The 22,420-nt window shown below is 52.0% G+C and carries 22 protein-coding genes; 9 read left to right on the top strand and 13 right to left on the bottom strand.

The genetic code is table 11. The features are described from left to right. Window positions 1–4: 4 nt before the first annotated feature. From DXU84_RS09890 to DXU84_RS09870, 5 genes are all read right to left on the bottom strand, one after another. Window positions 5–802, bottom strand: a complete 798-nt coding sequence (locus DXU84_RS09890; protein ID WP_015690395.1) for a molecular chaperone — start codon at window positions 800–802, stop codon at window positions 5–7. Window positions 803–821: 19 nt separating this feature from the next. Continuing rightward, entirely contained in the window at window positions 822–1,367 is a 546-nt protein-coding gene (locus DXU84_RS09885; protein ID WP_153375577.1) for a spore coat U domain-containing protein, read from the bottom strand. Between the two features lie 8 nt (window positions 1,368–1,375). Beyond that, on the bottom strand, window positions 1,376–1,894 hold the full coding sequence (locus DXU84_RS09880) for a spore coat U domain-containing protein (RefSeq protein ID WP_153375575.1): 519 nt from the start codon (window positions 1,892–1,894) through the stop codon (window positions 1,376–1,378). 62 nt (window positions 1,895–1,956) lie between these two features. Next, window positions 1,957–2,502: a spore coat protein U domain-containing protein gene (locus DXU84_RS09875; protein ID WP_013576914.1), complete on the bottom strand. Its 546-nt coding sequence runs from the start codon at window positions 2,500–2,502 to the stop codon at window positions 1,957–1,959. A 414-nt stretch (window positions 2,503–2,916) separates the two neighbouring features. Then, complete coding sequence (locus DXU84_RS09870) at window positions 2,917–4,413, bottom strand: MFS transporter (protein WP_153375574.1); 1,497 nt, start codon at window positions 4,411–4,413, stop codon at window positions 2,917–2,919. A 117-nt stretch (window positions 4,414–4,530) separates the two neighbouring features. Between DXU84_RS09870 and DXU84_RS09865 the strand changes: the two genes are divergently transcribed. Then, window positions 4,531–5,427 (top strand): LysR substrate-binding domain-containing protein, encoded by an 897-nt coding sequence (locus DXU84_RS09865; protein ID WP_153375572.1) that lies wholly within the window; start codon window positions 4,531–4,533, stop codon window positions 5,425–5,427. A gap of 62 nt (window positions 5,428–5,489) precedes the next feature. Here DXU84_RS09865 and DXU84_RS09860 read toward each other — a convergent pair whose 3' ends face one another. After that, window positions 5,490–7,571 (bottom strand): glycosyl hydrolase family 18 protein, encoded by a 2,082-nt coding sequence (locus DXU84_RS09860; RefSeq protein ID WP_153375569.1) that lies wholly within the window; start codon window positions 7,569–7,571, stop codon window positions 5,490–5,492. Window positions 7,572–8,021: 450 nt separating this feature from the next. Between DXU84_RS09860 and DXU84_RS09855 the strand changes: the two genes are divergently transcribed. From DXU84_RS09855 to DXU84_RS09835, 5 genes are all read left to right on the top strand, one after another. Then, window positions 8,022–8,465: a transcriptional regulator gene (locus tag DXU84_RS09855; protein WP_228388988.1), complete on the top strand. Its 444-nt coding sequence runs from the start codon at window positions 8,022–8,024 to the stop codon at window positions 8,463–8,465. 22 nt (window positions 8,466–8,487) lie between these two features. Further along, window positions 8,488–9,030, top strand: coding sequence for a glycoside hydrolase family 108 protein (locus tag DXU84_RS09850; RefSeq protein ID WP_015690389.1), 543 nt, complete (start codon window positions 8,488–8,490; stop codon window positions 9,028–9,030). A gap of 142 nt (window positions 9,031–9,172) precedes the next feature. Continuing rightward, a complete protein-coding gene (locus tag DXU84_RS09845) occupies window positions 9,173–10,114 on the top strand; it encodes a LysR family transcriptional regulator (protein ID WP_153375567.1) in 942 nt (313 codons plus the stop codon). 198 nt (window positions 10,115–10,312) lie between these two features. Next, entirely contained in the window at window positions 10,313–10,645 is a 333-nt protein-coding gene (locus DXU84_RS09840; protein ID WP_153375565.1) for a phage holin family protein, read from the top strand. Between the two features lie 290 nt (window positions 10,646–10,935). Then, window positions 10,936–12,720: a chitinase gene (locus DXU84_RS09835; protein WP_126125127.1), complete on the top strand. Its 1,785-nt coding sequence runs from the start codon at window positions 10,936–10,938 to the stop codon at window positions 12,718–12,720. 88 nt (window positions 12,721–12,808) lie between these two features. Here DXU84_RS09835 and DXU84_RS09830 read toward each other — a convergent pair whose 3' ends face one another. The 4 genes from DXU84_RS09830 to DXU84_RS09815 all read right to left on the bottom strand — a co-directional run bounded on the left by DXU84_RS09830 (window position 12,809) and on the right by DXU84_RS09815 (window position 16,452). Continuing rightward, complete coding sequence (locus tag DXU84_RS09830; protein WP_013576905.1) at window positions 12,809–13,951, bottom strand: aminotransferase class I/II-fold pyridoxal phosphate-dependent enzyme; 1,143 nt, start codon at window positions 13,949–13,951, stop codon at window positions 12,809–12,811. 44 nt (window positions 13,952–13,995) lie between these two features. Beyond that, window positions 13,996–14,820 (bottom strand): amino acid ABC transporter permease, encoded by an 825-nt coding sequence (locus DXU84_RS09825; RefSeq protein WP_015690385.1) that lies wholly within the window; start codon window positions 14,818–14,820, stop codon window positions 13,996–13,998. Continuing rightward, window positions 14,820–15,638, bottom strand: coding sequence for a transporter substrate-binding domain-containing protein (locus tag DXU84_RS09820; RefSeq protein ID WP_153375563.1), 819 nt, complete (start codon window positions 15,636–15,638; stop codon window positions 14,820–14,822). The genes DXU84_RS09825 and DXU84_RS09820 overlap by 1 nt, the downstream gene beginning before the upstream one ends. A 154-nt stretch (window positions 15,639–15,792) precedes the next feature. Continuing rightward, the gene (locus DXU84_RS09815) at window positions 15,793–16,452 is read right to left on the bottom strand and encodes a DUF1345 domain-containing protein (protein ID WP_013576902.1); all 660 of its coding nucleotides are present in this window, start codon (window positions 16,450–16,452) and stop codon (window positions 15,793–15,795) included. A gap of 155 nt (window positions 16,453–16,607) precedes the next feature. Here DXU84_RS09815 and DXU84_RS09810 point away from each other — a divergent pair, with 155 nt between their 5' ends. Next, complete coding sequence (locus tag DXU84_RS09810; RefSeq protein WP_013576901.1) at window positions 16,608–17,900, top strand: hypothetical protein; 1,293 nt, start codon at window positions 16,608–16,610, stop codon at window positions 17,898–17,900. Next, window positions 17,897–18,535 (top strand): LysE family translocator, encoded by a 639-nt coding sequence (locus tag DXU84_RS09805; protein WP_013576900.1) that lies wholly within the window; start codon window positions 17,897–17,899, stop codon window positions 18,533–18,535. Before DXU84_RS09810 ends, DXU84_RS09805 begins: the two co-directional genes overlap by 4 nt. Here the strand turns inward: DXU84_RS09805 and DXU84_RS09800 are convergent. Next, window positions 18,522–19,328: an AraC family transcriptional regulator gene (locus DXU84_RS09800; RefSeq protein ID WP_370461761.1), complete on the bottom strand. Its 807-nt coding sequence runs from the start codon at window positions 19,326–19,328 to the stop codon at window positions 18,522–18,524. The genes DXU84_RS09805 and DXU84_RS09800 overlap by 14 nt on opposite strands. 607 nt (window positions 19,329–19,935) lie before the next feature. Between DXU84_RS09800 and DXU84_RS09795 the strand changes: the two genes are divergently transcribed. Beyond that, on the top strand, window positions 19,936–21,297 hold the full coding sequence (locus tag DXU84_RS09795; RefSeq protein ID WP_013576898.1) for an APC family permease: 1,362 nt from the start codon (window positions 19,936–19,938) through the stop codon (window positions 21,295–21,297). Window positions 21,298–21,347: 50 nt separating this feature from the next. Here the strand turns inward: DXU84_RS09795 and DXU84_RS09790 are convergent, their stop codons facing one another. Together DXU84_RS09790 and DXU84_RS09785 are read right to left on the bottom strand one after the other, a co-directional pair. Beyond that, a complete protein-coding gene (locus tag DXU84_RS09790) occupies window positions 21,348–21,671 on the bottom strand; it encodes an AzlD domain-containing protein (protein ID WP_013576897.1) in 324 nt (107 codons plus the stop codon). Then, window positions 21,668–22,336 (bottom strand): AzlC family ABC transporter permease, encoded by a 669-nt coding sequence (locus DXU84_RS09785; RefSeq protein ID WP_013576896.1) that lies wholly within the window; start codon window positions 22,334–22,336, stop codon window positions 21,668–21,670. The genes DXU84_RS09790 and DXU84_RS09785 overlap by 4 nt, the downstream gene beginning before the upstream one ends. Window positions 22,337–22,420: the final 84 nt, after the last annotated feature.

Here is a 22,420-nt window from a genome sequence, read left to right as displayed (position 1 = left end):
GCTGTTACTGGCCGCGTGGAATGACAATCGGTTGGGTGTTATCGGCAATCTGCGCATTGAGTTGCGCCCCTGGCGTCATACCTGCGGGCACCGGCCAGCGCATTTGTTGTCCCGGCAATACATAACCCATAAAACCGCCCACCATGGTTTTTACGCCTTGTTTCTGGTTACCCGTCACCGACCAGAAAACGTTACTCAGGCGTGCATGGACGAGGCCGGTATTACGCACCTGCAAATAGGTTTTCCCGCCCTCGGACACCGTACGCCAGTTGAGGATCGGGCGCGTCGCCGTGGAAGGGTCGCGTTTCATATCCGCGCGATCGTTGGTCCACAAATTGCCGCCATCCATAAACAGCGGCAGTAAATAACGCATCTGCAATTGCAGACCGACGACCGCTTTGTCCTTACCCTGCGCGGAATCGTTCAGCGGAGAAGGGATTTCATCAATAATGATGCGATACGCCTGCTCGGTATTGGCCGGAACCGGGATATTGCGGATCAGGCGGATCAACTGACGCTGCCCCGGTGGCACGGTAGCAAATGGCGGGCTGGCGACCACGTTGGTCTGATCGGCATACTTCTCGTTAAAATTCTCCTGCTTCCAGGCCAGTACGCGCACCTGCAAGGACACCGGTTCTGCGCCACGGTTTTCCAGCCACAGGGCAGATCCGTTCTGATCGGATTCAATAATCTGATAGACCGGCCAGACCAGCACCGAACTGGCAGCCTGTGCGTTCACGCAAGACAGAAAGGCACCGAGCAATGCGGCGGTAGTGAAAAGGCGTAGAAACAGTGTCTTCATATTTTTATATCCTGGTGATTCAATAAGTTAACGTGACGGTAACGGTGTCGGTATACGTCCCGGCGGAAGGCAGAGGGGTCACAGCGTATAAACGTGCATAAACCGGGTAGGTTTGCGAGGTATCCGGAAAACTGGGGATGGACATCACCAGCGCGCCATTGCCCCAGACCAGACTGCGGGCGGCATCGCGGAAAAGCTGGTAGCCCAGCAGATCGGTATTGGTGGTGTTTTGCATATAGCGACGTGTGGCGGTGCCACCGTGAGTGCCGTAATCCATGGCAATACTGACGGAGGTACCCGGCGTGCAGGTGACGACCACAGAACCTGCGCCCGTGCTGCTGACAATATCGACGTTGCTGGTGATGTCCGACAGAGAGCCGAAGTTGAGGGTGCCGAGACTGGAGATCGGGCTGGCAAGCGAGCTGCCAAATACGCAGCCATTGGTGAGGGTCGCCGAAACGGTAAACGTCGTGGTTGCCGTGGCGGCATGCGCTGAACTGCACAATATCAGCAGCAATAACATCATCGGTAATAACACGGGCGGAAAACGCAGTCTGGCAGGCATCGTCACCTCTACCAGAATACGGTGACATTCACCGTATCCTGATAAACACCGGCGGCAGGCGTGGTCTGTGCCGGAACGCGGCCATAGACCGTGCTCCACTGATCCGCGCCGTTACCGGTGCCGCTGACGCCGGTGGTGTTGTCCCACACGGTGGTGCGTGCCGCCGAGGTGTAAAGGTTGTACTGCAGCGTCTCGGCGCTGTTGGTGGTATTGACCATTCTGCGGGCGGTAACCACACCGCTGCTGCCGCCATCCATGACAATTTTGTAGGTCAGCCCGCTCACACATTTTACGCGGATCGAACCCGCCAGTTGTGTGCTGGTAGCATTCACCGCGCTGCTGAGCGACGCATAATTGCCAAAATTCAGCGTACCGAAACGGGTGCTGCCGGACGTCGTGGTTCCCGCTTCACAGGCGGGCAGCAACGTGGCACTGATGCCTATCGTTGCCGCCTGACTCAGCGGAATGTGCAACTGCACCGACACCAGCAGGGTGGCAGGCAGTAGCCGCAGTACCTTGATGTCCATGATTTTTCCTTCCTTGAACCGAAAGCCAGTCAGAGCCGGAACCGGCGCTGAGGGAAAAACGCTTACCAGGAAAGAGTGGCAACAACGGTATCGTTATAGGTTCCTGCAGCCGGCGTGGTGCTGGTCTGGTCAGCAGGCAGCACACGACCGTAAATCGGGATATTTTGCGCCGTGGTCCCTGTTGTGAGCGTAATTGGCGTATTAATCGCGATTTCGGTGGTACGTGCGGTATCGGAATAGAGGCGGTAAGGAATACTGTTGCCGCTGGATGTCATGGAACGCAGCCCGCCGGTTGCCGCCAGTCCGCCGTTCAGTGACAGCGTCGGGGTCAGTCCTGTGCTACAGGCGATGGTGACGGCACCGGTGCCGTCAGCGCCGAATACGGTCCCGTTAATAACGCTGGTCAGATCCGCGTAGTTACCAAAATTCAGCGTACCCCACTGGTTGGTTCCCCCCGTTGATGTGCCGTTACCGACAGTACAACCTGTGCTGATGGTGAGCTGAACGCCTACCTGGCCTGTTAAGGTACCGGCGGCCTGTGCACCTGCGACTAAAGTCAGCGTCGCCGCAGAAAGCACGGCCAGTAATAATGATTTTTTTTCGCCCATGATGACTCCCAAAATAACTTACACGGATGTGTATTCATGCAACGGCGTTGCATGTGGAAATCCTCTGGTGGTTAATAGTTAACGCAAAAAAACGGCAAGAAAAGCCGGTAATAAACAGCGTGCAGGCCGGGTATTATGTTTTCCCTTCACAACGGAGCGGAGCCCTGACCTTATGTGCATGATGAAAAACGCAGTCATGGTTAAATATAAGTTAATAAATTTACCTTAAGGGACTCTTTTCATTATTTTTGTCAATAAGGATAAAAATTCTATAAATTACAAATTATAAAATTTTAATCCTGTTTATATTGATTTTTATTGGTTAATTATTGTGTTACCTAAACAAAAAGATGAAGGTGTTTAACATTTACTTTTGTATGGACATGGGTTTCTTTCCGCGATTGGTTAACAGTGCTACTGATGTTTACCGCGCAGCGCCAGCAACACCAGCAGCGCAGAGAACAGCGTAATCGCCATCAGACACAACAGTAAGGGATGCAATGAGACGGCATAAAGCTGCTGAAGCTGTGCCGTACTGGCTTGTGTAATAAGCTGCTGTGCCACGGTAAGATTACCGGTCGCCAGCCGTTGCGCCGCCTGGCTGATGGCCTCCGGACTGATCGCATCGCCGGTAAAGCGGGCCGCCAGTGCGTTGTGCGTTAACATCGACAGAATAGCGCCGACAATCGCCAGCGAGATGCCTTCTCCGGCCACGCGTGTGGTGCTGAAAATGCCGGTTGCCATGCCCGCCCGTTCTTTCGGCACGACGCTCACCGACAGTCCATCCATCAGCCCCCATGGCAAACCGGTACCGATGCCGACAACCACCATCGGCGCAATCATGCCTGTGACATCCTGCGCCAGCACCGCCTGACTGAGCCAGCCCAAACCGGCGGCGGCAATCACCAAACCTGATGTGCACAACACGCCTGCCGAAATCCAGCGCGTCAGCCACGCGGCCAGCAGTGGCACAATCAGCATCGGGACAGAAAGTGCCATCATCATCAGCCCGGCGCGTTCTTCGCTCAGTCCGGAGACCCCGATAAACAGCATCGGCAACACCACCAGCAGCACCACGAAACAGAAACCCGTCGCCAGCGGAAGTGCCTGCACACCGATAAAACGGATATAACGGAACAGGGATAAATCCAGCATCGGGTTTTTCACCCGCAGCTCAACAACCACAAATACCGCCAGCAACAGCGCCGCGCCTCCCAGCAGGGAAAGTACCCGTGTACTGTGCAGACCAGACTGTGGAATTTCCATCAGCGCCCAGGTCAGCAATGCCAGCATGGCGGTAAAGGACAGCGTCCCCGGCCAGTCGATGCCGGATGCCTGCGGATTCCGCGTTTCACGCATTTTTCCGGCGCCCGCTATCAGGGAAAGAACGGCAATCACCGTCGCGGAGAAAAACACCGAACGCCAGCCGAAGTTTGCGATAAGCACGCCTGCGAGAAAGGGGCCGAAGGCCAGTCCGACGCCAAAACTGCTGCCCATCAGGCTGAAAGCCCGGGTACGCGCTGCGCCATCGAATTCCTGCGCCAAAGCAGCCGCACCACCGGCCAGCGCACCGGCAGCAGCAATACCCTGCGCGGCGCGCAGTAAATCAATCCACAGCAAACTGCTGCTGAAAGCCTGGAGTAACGACAACAGCGCAAACAGAGAAACGCCGCTGACGAACACTTTTTTGCGCCCCAGTTCATCGGCCAGCGCCCCGGCCGCCATCAGAAAACAGCCGAATGTGAGCATGAACGAATTGGTGATCCAGCTCAGTGCCTGCGCGCTGCCGCCGAGTTCACGGGCAATGGCGGGTGTTGCCACCGCACCGCTGACAAAATTGAGCGGCAAAATTACCGCCGCCAGACACACGGTAAATAGCACCTGCAGGCTGCCTGATGAAGATGAGGTCATTGTTCGCTTTCCTGATATTGGGGTATAACAGTGATGATAAATTGTCTTGAATATGGCGGAAACAGGTTGTAAGTCCGAGGATTGCGGACTAAATCGCTCGAATAAACAGGAGTGAAAATGGAAAATCTCAACGGCCTGCTGGCCTTTGTTCGCGCTGCCCAAAGTCAGAGTTTTGCCGCAGCAGCGGAGCGCATGGGCATTTCGGCCTCGGCGGTGGGGAAAAGCGTGGCGCGCCTTGAGGAAAAACTCAGTGTGCGACTCTTCAACCGCAGTACGCGGCGTATCAGCCTGACCGATGAGGGCCAGCTATTTTTTGAACGCTGCCAGCATATTGTTTCGCAACTGGAAGAGGCAGAACAGGAACTGGTACGGATCTCCGCTGTGCCGCGCGGCAAATTACGCATCACCGCGCCGGCTATCGGCTATCGCATACTGCTGCCGCATTTGCCGGAATTCCGTCAGCGTTATCCCGATGTTGAGCTGGATCTGGATTTCAGTGATCGCATGGTGGATGTCATTGATGAAGGATTTGATATCGCCATCCGCAGCGGCGAACTGAACAGTTCGCAGATGATGTCGCGCCGCCTCGGGCCGTTTCGTTTTGCGATTGTCGGCGCGCCACATTATCTCGCCAGGCATCCTGCGCCGCTTACGCCTGACGACCTTTATCAGCACGCTTGTCTGCGCTACCGCTTTCCGGGCAACGGACAATGGCAGGAATGGGAGATGACCAGCGTGACGCCGCCGGAACTGCCGCTGGCACTGAGCAGTAATAATCTGGAGTCGATTTTACAGGCGACGATACAGGGACTGGGGCTGGCGTATGTGCCGGAATTCATCGTGCGGCCATATCTTGAATCCGGTGAGCTTATTTCGGTACTGCCTGCGTATCTTAAAGAAGGCGGGAAGTTTTCGGTGGTCTGGCCAAGCAGCCGCCATATGCTGCCAAAAGTGCGGGTGTTTATTGATTTTCTGACCGAAAAACAGGTCCTGGGAGATATCACATCCGCATAAAAAAACGGGGCACAAGGCCCCGTGAGATGTTTTAACGCGCATCAGAACATGTCACCAAGAGATCAGATTTGCTTCCACTGTGACCATTCGCCGGTAAATTCGGCTTTGCCCGGCTGATTGCCCTGCGTCCAGTAGTTGGCCTGGTAGTCTTTACCGTTCAGGCTGACTTTGTCGCCGGTGTTGTACACTTTGCTGGCATCCCAGGTGGCATATTTGCCTGCCGGAGAAGGCGTTGGTGTAGGTTCTGGCGTTGGCACAGGCGTTGGCACAGGCGTTGGTTCCGGGGTCGGCACCGGTGTCGGCTCCGGTGTTGGTTCTGGCTCAACGGCTGCGTTACCCAGCACTGTTACCACGATGCTTTTCGATACCGATTTTTCACCGTGTTCATCGGTGACTACCAGTGTGAAGTTGAAGTCAGATTTACTGACCAGCTCTGGTGCGGTGAAGTCTGCGGAGACCGCATCGTACGAGGACAGTGCGATGGCGGCTGGTGCAGTCCATTTGTAGGTGAGTTTATCGTTGTCTTTATCGGCAGAACCTGCCGCGCTCAGACGCACTTTGGCACCGCTGAACACCTGCAGGGCAATATCACCGGTAGGCGCAGTATTGGTTTCTGAAGGGACTTCATCTTCCGGAACCTGACCGTCGATATTGACACCTTCAAAGTAGAAAGGCGCCATATCGATAACCTGATTCTGGATAGTACAACCCAGACCTTCGCGTGCCGCATTGACCAGCAGACCGTTGTCCTGATCGATAGTCCAGGTGAACAGTGCGCCCAGTCCTTTTTCAACCACATAACGGCCTTTTTCACGCACGGTACGTGGGGTATCAATGGACATGAAAATGCCGGTGTCTTTGTTATAAAGATAATCAGCATCAGCGACCTGATCGGTATACACCTGGAAGCCATTGCGTCCTGACTGATTTTCCAGATCCAGGTAGTTATTCACCATGTCGTACCATTCGGTGGTACCGCTTTCGAATGTACCGACGGTGGTTTTACCTTCAACAGGAGTATAGGTACCTTCTAAAGGAGAATAGCTTTCCAGTACCGCATTTTGCGCGTTACGGGAATAGGCCGCATAGCCGACATTCATGCGGTCAGCCGGGAACCCTTTCGACAGCAGATAGTTAATGATGGTGTCAATGCCCCAGCCGCCTTCAACCAATGCATGTAAATTGGTGTGATGCGACAATTTTTCTGCCCACGGCGTACCGAAAAAGTCATAGGTCATCAGGTTAACGCCGTACAGACCGGCTTCAAGCAGGGCCGGAACGTTGGATTTTTCCAAAATAGTGACCACGGCGGAGCTGGCAATACTGATTTTTACATCAGAACGTTTGATGGCGGCCATCTGTTTGGTGATTTCAGCAATCAGCAGCGCATAGTTCGCGCCATCATTATCATCATACGGGTTGTTATTCCCGGTGTTGCCCGGGTATTCCCAGTCGATATCCACTTCGCTGAACATCGGGAAACGGGTGAACAGACTGGCAATACTTTTCGCGAAGATGGTACGACTTTCTGCGGTTTTTGCCATATTGTGGAAGCCGTTACTTAACGTCCAGCCACCAATACTCATCGAAAGCACCAGATCATGACCCACTGCTTTGGCGCGTTTTTGCAGGTCACGTAAGCCACCGACCAGACCTTTTACATTGGCTTGCGTCGCGGTGGCCGGAGAAAGTTCCACCCAGCCCGGATTGTCCAGGTTGTTATTGACGGAGGAGCCAAAGTCACCCCACGGATCCAGGAACGTCGCCTGATGGGTGGTTTTACCCAGTTGTTGTGCGGCATTGGCCACGGTATTGGCTTTTTCACCCTGGTCGCCAACAATCCCAACGAAACCAAGGATGATTTTGTCGTAAGCAGTCGGTGGAATGTTTGCGAGGTCAAAACCACGGCCGCGGGCTTCTTTGCCTGCCTGCGAATTCTGCAGACGGCCATCATATTGTGACCAGTCGGTGTAATAGCCAAATACTTTTGGCTTATTCGCCGTATTGTATTTGTTATAAACCGGTTTCGTCACACGTGCCGACGTATAGCTGTAATTTTCAGTTTCTGTGGCTGGATTAAAACCGTCCAGAGTATAAGAGGACTGGGTTAACTCGTCGGTCTTAATGATTTTGCTGGTAGACATAGTATTTTCCTAAATTTTGAATGAGTACATAAACAGCCGGTTGCTGCTGGTGGATATATTCGATCCGGAAATAAAAACCGACAAATCATATTGAGATATAAATAAAATTGACTAATATAAAATTTATGGTTGTTTTTTGAACGGAGAAATTTAGCGGGTTTTATCGTCATCAATAATCACGTTGATGATAAAAAGACATATCACAAATTAATCATAAAAAGCATTGATTTTCAGCTTGTTGAATGCTTTCTGCATGTTGAGTGAGAATTAAGTGGTTTTTGAGTTTTACTTAATATCCCCCCGTTTTTTTTGATTCAGTCACATCTTAACTAAAATACTTAATATTAATCCTATTGCCTGTGGTGAAAATAATAAAAACAGATACGCTTAATCATCAGCAAAGATTAAGGGGTAGGTACAAATGGCTGAAATAATGGAGGAGAGAGGATGATGGCTGTATATCTTATAAATGGCGAATATGTCTTTAATGAAAAAACCAAGGAGTTTAAAAAACTTCACAGTGATGTGAATATTAAACTGACTTCAATGAGATCACGTTGCCTGAGTTATATTATTGAACATGCAAAAGATGAAGTGATCGAAAAAGAGGCCATCTCTGTCGCGTTATGGGGAAGCCGCAGTAAATTCACCAGCGATGCCAGTTTGACCCAGACCCTTTATTTAATCCGCCGCGATCTTAAATTTGCCGGGCTGGATGAATTCTTCATTACTGTGCCGAAATCAGGCATTCGTGTCAGTACCTCGGCCACTGTGGAAGTCATGGAAGAGAAGGTATCACCGGTTAAGAACCTCAGACCGTGGATACTGATGTTTGGTTTTTTGGTGTCGGTACTGTTAATCGGTACCGCGTTGTTTCTGACGTTTCAACTTTAACTGTTGTCCGGAGGAAGACCTTATGTTTACTAACCCTGTGATTAATTCCGTACTGAAAAACGAAGGTGGCTATGTAGACCACCCGAATGATACCGGTGGCCCGACGCATTGGGGTATCACCGAAAAAACGGCCCGCAGTTATGGCTATACCGGAAAAATGACCGATTTCACGAAAGAAGATGCTTATCTGATCCTTGAAAAGAATTACTGGTATCAGCCGGGATTCGACAAAGTGTATGCCATTGCGCCAGGTCTGGCGCTGGAACTGTGCGACACCGGCACCAACATGGGACCGGCAGTGGGTATCCGATGGTTGCAGCGCTGGCTGAATGTATTTAATCACGGTGAAGCATATTATGGTGATATCGTCGTGGACGGCAAAATCGGCCCCGGTACGCTAAAGGCGTTAACACAGTTCATTGAGAAGCGTGGCACCGAGGGAGCGGGCGTGTTAATCACTTCTATTAATTGCAGTCAGGGGCAACGTTACCTGGAGTTGGCAGAAGGGCGTAGTGCGAATGAGTCGTTTGTTTACGGCTGGATGAAGGGGCGGATAACGCTTTAAATATGCTCGGGATATGTGATTAATACGTACGCAACTCAAAACGCTTCACAATATTAAAGGTGGATTTTTATGAAAACTGAATGCATAAAGAGCTGTATTATTTATTTCGAAGCAAACGCCCCCTTTATCTGGAGAGTAAATAATGAACGAGTCAAGTACAATTAACTTTGATTACAATCTTATCAAGATAATGAATGAAGTGATTGTTTCTGGGAATATTTCAAAAGCAGCAGAAAATTTGAATCTTACACCTTCCGCAGTAAGCTTATCGATAAATAAGCTCAGACGACATCTGGGTGAAGAACTGTTTTACCGCACGGCCACGGGTCTGAAACCCACCGCCACTGCGCTGGATATCCATGATTCTTTTGTCAACGCCATTACGATTATTGAAGATGTTTTACAGTCCTCAAGAACCGAAGGGCCATCGGGTGCCATATTGCGGGTAATGTGTCCGGATGTTCTGGAGGACTATTATTTTAACCGGATGTATAAGAACGAAAGTGGAAAGTCAGTAAAGGTCGAATTTTCTAATTCAACGAATATTAAGAGTGATGAAATGGTAAGGAGTTTGTTACAGGCAAATATCGATGTTGTTATTTCGCATCATGCTCTGAATCATGAGAAAATCACCTCAATAAAAATTGATGCCATGGATAAGTTTGTTATCCTGTGCGGTGCCAGCAGTTTATTGTCCAACCAGAGAGAACTGGCGTTAATGCATTACTACGCATTACCTCACGCTGTCTATAACGACGGTATTTATAATGATTTTACCGGTCTTCTCGGCACGACGTTGACGATTAATGCACCTTACGCGGGTCTGGTTAAAGTCATTTACCGCTCTTCTTCCATCAACGGTATCATCAGCGCGCTCGAACGCAGTGATATGCTCACTGTGTTACCCAGGGTGCTGGCGGATTACTTTATCAGGGAGCGGCATTGCAAGTTAAAGTGCTTTGATCTACCTAAAGAAATTTCAATAAAGGACTCTCCGGTCTACATGAATTACCTTTCAAACAGCAGTAAGCGACGCTATGTTCATCTGGTGATGTCACAGCTGAAAAGCGCGGAATCAATATGAAGGATGTGGCAAGAAATGCGGTTAACGTGATTTAAGAGAGTGTTTGTTTATTTTTTAATGATTTTTTTTTAATAAAAAATCAGCGCTGGATTATCAAAATTAATTATTGATCTGAAGTGATTATGGCTTTGATGATGGCCGGATTATCATTGTCGCAGTTATCTCAATCTTTATTAATTAATCTATGAGGTTTTCGTCATGATCAGTCTTCATGCTAAAGAAGTTGTGTTTATAGAATTTGAGTTATTGGTTTCTATATTAGTTATGTCATCCTGGGGTGGCCTGGTGCGATTTATCATGCGCTGCAAAAGTAAGCCCACTGTGGAGGATGTTTATAAATGTTTTGCGCAAATCGTTGTGTCGTGTTTCACAGGTTTCCTGCTAAGCATTGTTTTCATCGAAAGGGATATGGGTTTTAATACGATCCTGATGACCTCCGGTATAGGCGGTGTGTTAGGCGGGCCACTATTAATTCTGGCAGGGGACCGGGTGAAGAAATTGGCGGGAACTTTTACACTGGCCCAACGGTAAACAACTTTATTCACTAAGTATTCAAAGTTTGTTCATAAGTATGTGGACTGATTCCGGGTGATCAGTCCGCATTTTTTATTGTTCTTCGAATAAATTTATAAGTGGTTTTTGATAAATATCATCCGTTTTTTATGATGTTTATGGCTTTGTTTTTATTAGCCTGTATGCGCTTATGCGATTAGCCTTTTAACTGACAGGGCAGGGGGTAGTACAGAAACTCTGACCGGTTAATGTTATGCAGAAAATAACTTTCAGCATTTAACTTCGACTATTTATATAAGGTTGTCCTTATGCGCAGAACTAAAGATAAATACCTTTTGAATCTTATTACACTTTCCTGTCTGATGGCCTGTGTTGCTCCGGCAATGGCAGCCGATACGTCGGACCCCTATGTCATCAAAGAAAGTGATCTGATTAAAAAAGAAAACAGCCTGACTCAAAACCCGCTGATGCAGGAGGTTAAGGCGTCTATCCGCACACTGGATAATGCTTCCGTCGATAAAATCGCCCCCGGCCGCAGCGATAACCCGGCTAACGTGAAGCGGGTGGACAGCATTCTGGGCAGTGATAAGTGGGAACACATTTTCCCGCTGCGTGACCCGAGCTATACCTACACCAAATTCCTGCAGGCCATCGGCAAGTTCCCGGCCGTGTGCGGAACGTATACCGACGGACGCGATTCAGATGCCATTTGCCGTAAAGGCCTTGCCACCATGTTTGCACACTTCGCACAGGAAACCGGCGGCCACGAGAGCTGGCGCCCGGAAGCCGAATGGCGTCAGGGGCTGGTCTATCTGCGAGAAATGGGCTGGAAAGAAGGGCAGAAAGGCGGCTATAACGGCGAATGTAATCCGAATGTCTGGCAGGGACAAACCTGGCCTTGCGGCAAAGATGCCGACGGCGATTTTGTCAGCTACTTCGGTCGCGGTGCCAAACAACTTTCTTATAACTATAACTACGGCCCGTTCTCCGATGCGATGTTCGGCACGGTCAGAACCCTGCTGGATAAACCGGAACTGGTGGCGGATACCTGGCTGAACCTTGCCAGTGCGGTATTCTTCTACGTCACGCCGCAGGCACCGAAGCCGAGCATGCTGCATGTGATCGACGGCACCTGGCAGCCGAACGATCGTGACAAAGCCAACGGTCTGGTGCCGGGATTCGGCGTGACTATTCAGATCATCAATGGCGGTGTTGAGTGCGGTGGCTCGCAGGAAATCGCGCAGGGCCTGAACCGTATCTCCTACTACAAAAGCGAAGCGGAATACCTGAAAGTGCCGGTTCCGGCTAATGAAGTGCTGGGCTGTAAAAACATGAAACAGTTTGATGAAGGTGGCGCCGGTGCGCTGCCGCAGTACTGGGAACAGGACTGGGGATGGTCATCAGAAACGCCAACTGGCCTGACGTATTCCTGCCAGCTGGTCGGTTATCAGACACCGTTCTCCGCGTTCAAAGAGGGCGATTACAAACGCTGCGTCCAGCACTTCTTTAACGTGAAAGTGGTCGATGATGCCGGTAAAGAGGAAGCGGTGACACCTGCTCCTGAACCGACGCCAGCACCAACACCGGAACCGACGCCAGCCCCGGCTGACGGCAATTCAGCGCCGGTGGCAAAACTCTCCGGTCCGATTGGTGATGTGGAAAGCCAGGCGAATGTGACGCTCAATGCAGCAGAATCTACCGACGCTGACGGCGATAAACTGACCTACAGCTGGTTGCTGCCGAACGGGTCCACCCTCGCCGGTAACGATCGTGAATCGCTGAGTTTTGTCGCACCCGTGGTCACCACTAAGCAAAGCTTCAACTTTACCCTCACCGTGTCCGACGGGAAGAAAAGCAGTGTGGCCACCTACGTGCTGACGGTCACACCGAAGGTATTGCCGATCCCTGATGAAGGCACCAGCACCGGCTGCGCTGACAACTGGGATGCCGGTAAAGTGTATAACGGCGGAGAAAGTGTTAACTGGAAAGGTAAGGAGTATCTCGCGAATTACTGGACTCAGAACAATGAGCCAGGTAACCCGTCGTTCACTGGCGAATGGTCACAGTGGAAAGAGATCAAAGCCTGTAAGTAACGTGTAAGTCATTAACAAATCAATGGCAAGTCCGGTTTCCGTTCATCGGGGAAAACTAAAATGGGTGCGATTTCCGCGCCCATTTTTTTCATCCCTGCTGGCCGCGTTTGTCCAGCCATCTCCCCGTTTCACCCAGTGCTTCATCAAGATTTTCGCGACCAAAACCGATACGCAGGAAATCTTCCGACACCCTGTTCAGTTCTGATGCGTAGGCGACAGAAGGGATCACCATCACACCGGCTTCTTCCACCAGTTGTGTGGCAAAGGCTTCTGCGCCTTGCTCACCGGTAAAACGTGGGAACGCCAGCACACCGGCTTTCGGCACGCTGAGCCTGAACAGGTGCGGGTATTGCGCCAGAAATTGAGTCAGTGTTACGAGCTGGCGGCGCGAGCGTTCCATCACCCGTTCAAGGATCGGTGCGCGGGCATTGAGTGCCACCGTGGTGAGAAACTCGCCGGGCATGGAATTACAGATCGACAGATACTGCTTCATGCGCTCGAGTTCCCGCATCCACGCTTTATCCTGGCAGGCCACCCAGCCGATGCGCAGCCCCGGTAATCCGTAAGCTTTGGAGGTCACGTTCAGCGAAATGCCACGTTCGTAAATATCCGCCAGTTGCGGCAGCCGGTCAGCCGGATCAAACTCTGTCAGCCGGTACACTTCGTCCGAGAAAATCCAGATCCCGCGATCGCGGCATAACCCGATCAGTTCGTCGAGTTGCTGACGGCTAATCAGCGCGCCGGTCGGATTGTGCGGAAAGTTAATCACCAGCACTTTGGTATTGGCGCGCAATGCGTCACGGACTTGATTAGTATCCAGCGCCCAGTCGTTATTTTCATCAAGCGCCACGCCGGTGACGTCACACAGCGATAACGGCACGCTTTCCAGCGACTGATAATTTGGGGTGATCACCACGGCGTGATCGCCGGATTTGAGCAACATCTGAAAACTGGCGTAAATCGCTTCGTCGGCACCGGCAAAACTGATGACGTCCTGCGCGGTGACATTTTTATAGGTCGAGGCGATGGCGTCGAGCAGTTCCGGCGTTCCGCGCAGTGGCGGATAATCCAGCATGGTCTGCATGAACGGCGCGCGGTGTTCTTTCCCTGCCAGTTCAAATAACGTATCCAGGCTCATCGATTCAGGATAGGAAGAGGACAGCGGAAAACGCACAGCGTGTTCGAGGCGCGAGAGATAGCTGATTAAACGGAAATCTTCAGGAAAAGCCATGATATACCTGCGATAAGAAGTCAGAGCATTTGAAAATAAAAAGTTTAGCGGCGGTGGCCTTGTGCAAAACGGCGCTCAAGGCGGCTTTGCAGCAGTTCCAGCACGATCGACATAATCCAGTATATTGCCGCCGCAGTCGCCAGCATTTCCATATAACGATATGTGCTGCGCCCGTAGGATTGCGCCAGAAAATTCAGCTCCCACAGACCCATCAGTGACACCAGAGACGAATCTTTCAGCATCGAAATAAACATCGACCCGGCGGGCGGGATAATGATGCGCAGTGCCTGCGGCGCGGTGACGTGAACGGCCACCGTCCAGCGTGACACGCCGAGCGCCAGCGCGGCTTCCTGCTGACCGCGCGGCACCGAGAGCACGCCGCTGCGGATAGTTTCCGCCAGATACGCGCCGTAGTTCATCGACAGAGCGATAATGCCCGAGCTGAGCGCCCCGAGCACAATTCCCACCTGCGGCAGCGCCAGATAGATAATCAGCACCTGCACCAGCAGCGGCGTGCCGCGAAACAGCGAGGCATAAAACGTCGCGCAACCAAACGCCAGCGCATTTTCAGACATCCGGCCGAGCGCGGTAATCAGGCCAATCAGCAGACAGAAAAACATCGAGCAGGCGGTGATCATAATGGTCAGCGCCGCACCCTGAATAAAGCCGTCCGGCGACAGGCGCAGGCCAAGCAGGAACGGCAATTTCTGCCCAATCAGGCTCCAGTCCAGCCCCATTTTGCTGAACGTGCCGAGCAGCAGGCTGAGCAAAATCAGCCACGTCAGCCCGGTTTTAAATTTAAACGCATGTGCGTGGTGCCAGCGTTCCGGCGTTTCCACTTTCGGCTGGCTGTCCGGGATTTGTGGCATTACGGTACCTCGTGGGTAATATCTTCACCCAGCCAGTGCTGAGAGATTTTCGCCAGCGTGCCATCGTCGCGCAGCGATTTGATGGTATCGGCCACTTTCTTGTCCCATTCGGCGTCACCTTTGTCGGTGGCTACCCAGTTCGGTTCAGCATAAAGCTCGGTGACAATTTTAAACACCGGCGCACGTTTGATGCGGGCATTCGCGGTGGCTAAATCTGACACCACGCCGTCGAGGCGCACACCCGGCCCGAGCGCCAGATTCTGGAACGCCACTTCTTCGTCACTTGGGATCACGTGTACGTTATCGAACGGGAATGTGATGGGCTTGCTGCCCGGGATCACCAGCGTTTTTTGCAGATAGGTTTCGTAGGTTGAACCAATGCCGACGCCAATCTTTTTATTGCTCAGATCGGCCGCCGATTTAAGGCGGTCGTCTTTCTTATTGACCACTAAGACCGCCGGAGAGTTGTAATACGGCGTCGGAAAATCCAGTACTTTGGCGCGCTCGGTGTTTGGCGTCATCGAGCAGATACAGGTATCCCAGCGACCCTGCCATTTGCCGCCGACAATCGTTTCCCAGCCCGGTGCGATGATTTCAAGTTTTACGCCCATGCGCTGCGCCACCGCTTTCGCCACATCCACGTCAAAACCGGCCAGTTGGTTATTATCATCAATAAAACCAAACGGCGGGTAATCGTTAACGATCGCATTGCGCAGCACACCGGTTTGGGTCACGCGATCCAGCGTCGCACCGGCAAATGAGGCAGCAGAAAACAGTGTGGCGGCAAGGAGAGTCACAACTACAAACGGAGTGCGCATAAATGGAGTTCCTTAAACGTAACCAGAATGGGAATTTATTGTGAAAACCTACACTAACTTTTAGACGTATAGAAGTCTAAATTAAACCTTTTCTGACTTACAGTGAACTCTGCGGGAAATCCTCCCAATGACAGCGCATTACTTCAACCCGGTGTTAACTCAGTAATCCCGCCCCGACGTTAATCGACAACCCTAAAATCGCCAGATTAAAGACAAAGGAAATGACCGACTGCAACAGGGCAATCTGGCGCATATCGGTGGTGCCGGTCGCGACGTCTGCAGTTTGTGAGGCGACGGCGATGGTGAAGGAGAAATAGAGAAAATCCCAGTAGCCGGGCTGCTCAGGCTTTTCCGGGAAGATCATCGGCGTGATGTCTTTTGTCTGCCGCAGATAGTGATGATGGGCGTAATGCATGGCGAAAGAGGTCGGCAGCAGCGCCCACGAGGCAATCAGCGTAGTCGCGGTCAGCAAGATATGCAGGGTTTTTGCGCTTCCCGTCAGCGCTTTAAGGGAGCCGAGTTCCATCAGGATCGCCAGAATGCTCACCAGGCAGGTGAGCGTGACCAGCGTCAGCACCAGACTGGCGCTTTCATCCTGCGTCTTAGCGATGTGCGGGATATCCTTCGCTTCGGTGCGAAGCATGCGAAACCACAGGAAAAACAGATACATCCATGCCAGCACATTCCAGCCAATCATCAGCCGCTGCAAAATTCCCAGATGCGGGGGAAGCGCGAAGAAGCAAATCAGACCAGCAACAATAGAAATCAGTAAACGGCCACGAACGTGCAGATAATGGCGCAGAGAGAAACTCATGATGTCAGGCACCTGGTAAAAGAAACGGGGATAGATTAACTGTAGTCGCCGGGGGCAATATCCGGCGTGCAGACTTATGCGCAATTTCTTCCAATACCCCGCCGCAGGGGAGTGTTTAAGTAGTTTCTCTCCATTGCGCTCAAGGGTTTGAAACTATGTTTACGACATCATTTTGGCCAGCCGCCCCGGCATATCAGGTATCCATGATGGATCTGGATGCCCCGGAAAATTTAAGTCCTAAAGCTTTGCAAACGATTCATTATTGCCTGCGTCTGACCGAAGCCATCAACCAGCTGGAAGCGGCCTGTGAAAGCCGTTTGCTGGATGCCCTGCGTGAAGAGATGTCGATTCAGTGTTTCCGTTTAGCGCCGCTGTTTGATGATCCCGATACCCGGCGCGGACTGTTTTTACGGGCGGAAATGCTGGCAGATGACAGTTGCGGAAAAACGGTATTACCGCAAATTGCTGGCCTGAAGGAACAGCAACTGGTGCTGGGCATCGGTAACACGTCCACCTGGGTGGGAAAATCCAAACAGAGTTTTTATTCGTCGTGGTTTGGTGAACCTGCCCCGGTTTTGCAGGAAGTTTCCGACGTGATGGACAGCCTGTTTCCGGAAAGCTTACTGTATCTGCAAAAGGAAATCGCCGCCGATTTACTGGCGATGCCAGGCTGCGCATACAAAATTATCAACCTCTTTGGCATTGCCGGTGAAGCCAATACCTATCCGAAACATTTTGCCTATTTCTTCCCGGAAGACGAGGGGCTGAAGTATTCGCCGGTCAAACGCACGGTGGTGTTTGCCAATACGTATCAGCAATTGTTCGAGCTGTTTTCACGTACCGAAGCCGCCAAAATGGGCTGGGCCGAAGACATGCTGCCAGACAGTGATGTGTGCCAGCGTTATCTGATTGCCTGGTTCCGCGGGCACGACCTCGGGCATTCTCTGGTGCGTAACGAGAACGTCTTTCCGAAACTCAGCAAAATTGATCGCTGGGGATCGATGATAGTGCAGGAAGCGCTGGCCGATCAGTTTGGTTTGCTGATGTGCCTCACGCCGCAGGTGGCCACCGGTTTGCAGCTCGACCGGACCGTGCTGGCGCGGATCTATTTCCTCGAAATGTTGCGCTATCTGCGCCGCGGCCCGTCAAGTTATCCGGATGCTGGTGCGGCCTGGATCCAGTTCAACTATCTGCGCGAACACGGTTGCATTGAGCTGTCGGCGGAGACGCTTGATTTCCATCCGGCGCTGTTTTACCCGCAAATGGCCGATCTGACCCGCCTGATGAGCGAAGCGCTGCTGGGGGGCGATGCGGAGCGTGCGCAGGCGTTCATGCTGCAACATTGTCCGCACACTAATCCGGAAGATGTCGAAATCCTGATGGCGCGCCTCGGTACAACCAATGACATGATTGAATACAACCAGTTAATTAAGAGAGTCCCGTTATGATGCCGTTTTCAAATGGATTTTTACTCAGCCTGTCGCTGTGTCTGGACATTGGGATTGCTAATATCGCCATGATGACACTGGCGATGCAGCGGGGGTATTTTCATGGATTCTGGCTGGGCATCGGCACCTGCATCGGCGACTTAATTTACGCGGTGCTGGCGCTGGCCGGGATGACCATTTTGCTGCAATACCAGAGTGTGCGCTGGGTGCTGTGGGTCGGTGGTTCACTGATGCTGATGTGGTTTACCTACAAAATGATCCGCGCCGCACTCGCGCCTGCGGAGGATCTGAGCGCCGGTGACAGCGCGCAGCCACGTTCTGTTATTCGGAATTTTGGTCGCGGCATCGTACTGGCGATGTCTTCACCCACCGCTATTTTGTGGTTTGCCGCCGTCGGCGGGGCACTGATCTCCCGCATGGGGCAGGGAAGCACGGCGAATGCCTCGTGGTTCCTGGGCGGCTTCTTTATTGCAGGTGTGTTCTGGACGATGGTGATCTGTTCCGTCGGCAGCCTTGGCGGAAAAATGCTGGGCACCAAAATGCTGAAATATTCGTATGTAGCCTCAGCGGCGATCTTCTCTTACTTTGCGCTGTATGTGGTGATCAGCGGTTATCGGGAGTTCATCTTGGTATAAGTATCTGCGACGCGTGAAGTGACTGCGAATAAAGATGGGGAGTGATCCCCATCATCTTACGGAACGTATTGATGAAATGGCTTTGATCATAAAAGCCCAGCCCTATCGCCACATCCAGCGCATTATTATTTTTACGCAGCTGATTTCTGGCCTCGAGCAAACGCAGTTGCATATGGTATTGCAGCGGCGGCATGCCGATGTGCTGACGGAACAGGCGGACAAAGTGAAACTTGCTCAGTCCGCTGATTTGCGCCAGCGTATCGAGATGGATTTTGCGGGTCAGATGGTCACGCATAAAATCGAGCGCCAGCGTAATCGGCCGCAAAGACTGTTCCTGCTCTCTGGCGGGTTCTTCCAGCAATGCCCCCAGCAGCCACAACAAATTTTGTTCCTGATCGTCGTCATTCAGCGTGCGTTTGTAATGGCACAGTGCCGAAAACAGCGCGGGATTACTCAGCACGCCTTCGGTTAACACCGGCGCGCAGTGATCGGAACGCAGATTGTGATCGACCGACACCTGACGCAGTAAAGCCTGCGGAATATGCACGCTGAGAAATTCGACCTTGTCGTTACCGAACAGCGACGACTGAACGGTGGCCGGATTGTAAATCGTGATATCGCCACCGCGCACAAGTTCGGTTTTGCCGTGCAGCCAGATTTCTTCCGTACCGGTCAGATTGGCACTGATGACATATTCGTCGTGAGTATGACGCGGAAATGAAGAATTGCTCGCTGTCAGGCGCGAGCATTCAATCTCATTAGCCATCGTCCATTCAGAAATAGAAAGAGACACGTTGCACTCCGAAAATCTTTGCTGTGCGGAAAAGAGGCTACATTGGTTTTTCTTATATGAAATTTATAGCACAAATTGTTAACCACAAAAGCGAGGAAAATTCATCTCTCATCGCAACAGGCCAAATTTTCAGATTTTGCCCATTCGCCAATCCGGGCAGCGGGACCCGGCGGAATGTTGTATGAATGTTGATTAATAGCCGCAGTCGTTATTTTCACCCACGCGCTGCCGATATTTGATAACGGCAATAACGGGGAATTCATTTTTGTTTTACAGGATAAAAACAATTAGCAAAACCACCGGCAAACGACTTTGACAATACGTGCTCGTTTTGACTGCCTGTTTTATTTATTGACCGTGTTTATTCTTATCCGGCTTGTAAATTCAATACTTAATAAGGCAAAATATGCGCCCCGCAAAACGGGGATGACTCATTTTTCGTTCATTGAACTACGCATTCTTCATTAAGCAAACCTTCAAATACCAGAGGCCGGGCTAAGTACCGGATAGATATTTACTTTCAGATACCGACAGTCTTGTCGCAAGGAATCATAAATGGTGCAGCACTCTTTATATGCAGCGTTCTCCGTCATGGGAAATCAACATCATGTCGGATAACCTCGTCACAGGGTCCCCTTCCCGCGTGGAATTACGTAAAAGCCTTACGCTGATTCCGGTTGTCATGATAGGTCTGGCCTATATGCAACCCATGACACTGTTCGATACGTTCGGTATTGTCTCCGGCCTGACGGACGGCCATGTGCCGACGGCGTATGCTTTTGCGCTGATCGCCGTGCTGTTCACCGCGCTGAGTTACGGCAAGCTGGTGCGCCGCTATCCTTCCGCCGGTTCTGCGTATACCTACGCGCAAAAAGCCATTCATCCTGTGGTCGGTTTTATGGTCGGCTGGTCGTCGCTGCTTGATTACTTATTCGCGCCAATGATCAATATTCTGCTGGCAAAAATCTATTTTGAAGCGCTGGTGCCGTCGGTGCCGTCGTGGATATTTGTCGTCGTACTGGTCAGCTTTATGACGCTGTCGAATTTGCGCAGTATCAAAACGGTCGCCAACATTAATACGCTGGTTGTTGTCTTGCAGATTGTGCTGATCACGGTGATCACCGGCATGGTGATTTATGGCGTAAATCACGGCACCGGCTATGGCACGCTCGCCAGCACCCAACCGTTCTGGGGTGAAAATGCGCATACCGTGCCGATGATTACCGGCGCGACCATTTTGTGTTTCTCCTTCACCGGTTTTGACGGCATCAGTAATTTGTCGGAAGAAACCAAAGACGCAGAACGGGTGATCCCGCGGGCGATATTCCTGACCGCTTTAATTGGTGGCGTGATCTTTATTGCGGCGACCTATTTCCTGCAACTCTATTTCCCGGATATCTCCAGCTTTAAAGACCCGGACGCCTCACAGCCGGAAATCATGCTGCAGGTGGCAGGCCGGGCGTTCCAGTTTGGCGCGCTGATTTTCTCCAGCATCACCGTGCTGGCCTCCGGTATGGCAGCCCACGCGGGCGTTTCCCGCCTGATGTATGTGATGGGCCGTGATGGCGTGTTCCCGAAACGCTTCTTCGGCTATATCCATCCGACATGGCGCACCCCGTCTTTCAACGTGCTGCTGGTCGGCGCCATTGCCTTGCTGGCGATTAATTTCGATCTGGTCACCGCCACGGCGCTGATTAACTTTGGTGCGCTGGTGGCATTCACGTTTGTGAACCTGTCGGTGATTTCGCAATTCTGGATCCGCGAGCAGCGCAACAAAACCGTTGTGGATCATATTCAGTATTTGCTGTTGCCGCTGTGCGGTGCGCTGACCGTCGGTGCGTTGTGGGTGAATCTGGAAGAAGGCTCGATGGTGCTCGGCCTGATCTGGGGCGCAATCGGCTTTATCTATCTGGCCTGCATGACCAAAAGCTTCCGCAATCCGGTACCGCAATACGAAGACGTAGCGTAACTCATCACTGGTGTGAAAATGGCTCCTGCGGGAGCCATTCTTGTTTCTGCCTACTGAATGCCGAACCCGCGCAGCAGCGCTGTCACTGCTGCTGCCGCAATAATAATCACCATCAGCGGCGCTTTTCTCCAGGCTAAAAACAACGCCACGCTGACGCCGGTGACCCGCGCGTATCCGGCGAAATGCTGACCTTCGAACAGCGCCGACGTAGCGGCCACCGCCAGCAATAAGGTGGTGGCCGCATCCGATAACATTGTCTGAGTTGCAGGGGAGAAATTCAGGCGTGAGCCCAGCCGGTAACCGGCCACGCGCATCAGAAATGTTCCGGCGGCGAGCACCGCAATTCCCGCGATCATCAGGCTGTGTGAGGTCATTTTCGGTTCCTCCACGCCAGCAATCCGAGCAGGGAAAACAGCACCGGCATACCGGCCGGAACGAAAGGCACCGCAGCCAGCGAAATCAGCGCACCGGAGGTAGCGGGTATGCGCGTTCTGCGGCTGCGCAGCGCCGGGAAAATCAACCCCAGCAAAATGGCCGGGAACACGGCATCAAGGCCGATGGCTTTGATATCCGGAATGAACTGGCCGATGTACGCCCCGGCCATCACACTGACCGGCCAGAATAAGGCGATACCTGCACCGCATAACCAGTAGGCGGTTTTGCGTTTTTCATGGGTAGATTGCGAGATGCCAAACACCACGCTTTCATCGTTCATGATGTGACAACCCAGCCAGCTCATGGCTTTGCTGCCGACCAGATCCTTCACCGCAATCCCGAACGGTAAATGGCGCGCATTGACCAGCAATCCGGCCGCCGCCGCCGCAAACGGGCTGCCACCCCCGCCGACGATGGCGATAAATAGAAACTCCGACGCCCCTGCCAGCACCAGCAGCGAAAGCATCAGCGGCACCCACAGCGGGAAACCGCCTGCGACCGCCAGCGAGCCATAAGAAATGCCGACCAGACCATCGGCCAGACACACCAGAAAAATGGCTTTAAGCACATCATTCCCCAACGGTGAAAAGAAACGCGCAGACATAATTTCATCCCATAACGAACAAGTATCCATTATAATGAACGTATCTGCATCGTTCTACAAGTCGAACGATCGTTCGTTATACTG

This window comes from Rahnella sp. RcJ3, from assembly GCF_009498575.1.
In the GTDB taxonomy this organism is placed as follows: domain Bacteria; phylum Pseudomonadota; class Gammaproteobacteria; order Enterobacterales; family Enterobacteriaceae; genus Rahnella; species Rahnella aceris.
The sequence above is the reverse complement of the archived record's forward strand: the minus strand, read 5'-3'. Positions and strand labels throughout refer to the sequence as shown.

Bases quoted from the DNA above. Each gene is read 5' to 3' on its own strand.
- DXU84_RS09890 (WP_015690395.1), bottom strand. From the start codon at position 802: ATGAAGACACTGTTTCTACGCCTTTTCACTACCGCCGCATTGCTCGGT.
- DXU84_RS09885 (WP_153375577.1), bottom strand. From the start codon at position 1,367: ATGCCTGCCAGACTGCGTTTTCCGCCCGTGTTATTACCGATGATGTTA.
- DXU84_RS09880 (WP_153375575.1), bottom strand. From the start codon at position 1,894: ATGGACATCAAGGTACTGCGGCTACTGCCTGCCACCCTGCTGGTGTCG.
- DXU84_RS09875 (WP_013576914.1), bottom strand. From the start codon at position 2,502: ATGGGCGAAAAAAAATCATTATTACTGGCCGTGCTTTCTGCGGCGACG.
- DXU84_RS09870 (WP_153375574.1), bottom strand. From the start codon at position 4,413: ATGACCTCATCTTCATCAGGCAGCCTGCAGGTGCTATTTACCGTGTGT.
- DXU84_RS09865 (WP_153375572.1), top strand. From the start codon at position 4,531: ATGGAAAATCTCAACGGCCTGCTGGCCTTTGTTCGCGCTGCCCAAAGT.
- DXU84_RS09860 (WP_153375569.1), bottom strand. From the start codon at position 7,571: ATGTCTACCAGCAAAATCATTAAGACCGACGAGTTAACCCAGTCCTCT.
- DXU84_RS09855 (WP_228388988.1), top strand. From the start codon at position 8,022: ATGGCTGTATATCTTATAAATGGCGAATATGTCTTTAATGAAAAAACC.
- DXU84_RS09850 (WP_015690389.1), top strand. From the start codon at position 8,488: ATGTTTACTAACCCTGTGATTAATTCCGTACTGAAAAACGAAGGTGGC.
- DXU84_RS09845 (WP_153375567.1), top strand. From the start codon at position 9,173: ATGAACGAGTCAAGTACAATTAACTTTGATTACAATCTTATCAAGATA.
- DXU84_RS09840 (WP_153375565.1), top strand. From the start codon at position 10,313: ATGATCAGTCTTCATGCTAAAGAAGTTGTGTTTATAGAATTTGAGTTA.
- DXU84_RS09835 (WP_126125127.1), top strand. From the start codon at position 10,936: ATGCGCAGAACTAAAGATAAATACCTTTTGAATCTTATTACACTTTCC.
- DXU84_RS09830 (WP_013576905.1), bottom strand. From the start codon at position 13,951: ATGGCTTTTCCTGAAGATTTCCGTTTAATCAGCTATCTCTCGCGCCTC.
- DXU84_RS09825 (WP_015690385.1), bottom strand. From the start codon at position 14,820: ATGCCACAAATCCCGGACAGCCAGCCGAAAGTGGAAACGCCGGAACGC.
- DXU84_RS09820 (WP_153375563.1), bottom strand. From the start codon at position 15,638: ATGCGCACTCCGTTTGTAGTTGTGACTCTCCTTGCCGCCACACTGTTT.
- DXU84_RS09815 (WP_013576902.1), bottom strand. From the start codon at position 16,452: ATGAGTTTCTCTCTGCGCCATTATCTGCACGTTCGTGGCCGTTTACTG.
- DXU84_RS09810 (WP_013576901.1), top strand. From the start codon at position 16,608: ATGTTTACGACATCATTTTGGCCAGCCGCCCCGGCATATCAGGTATCC.
- DXU84_RS09805 (WP_013576900.1), top strand. From the start codon at position 17,897: ATGATGCCGTTTTCAAATGGATTTTTACTCAGCCTGTCGCTGTGTCTG.
- DXU84_RS09795 (WP_013576898.1), top strand. From the start codon at position 19,936: ATGTCGGATAACCTCGTCACAGGGTCCCCTTCCCGCGTGGAATTACGT.
- DXU84_RS09790 (WP_013576897.1), bottom strand. From the start codon at position 21,671: ATGACCTCACACAGCCTGATGATCGCGGGAATTGCGGTGCTCGCCGCC.
- DXU84_RS09785 (WP_013576896.1), bottom strand. From the start codon at position 22,336: ATGTCTGCGCGTTTCTTTTCACCGTTGGGGAATGATGTGCTTAAAGCC.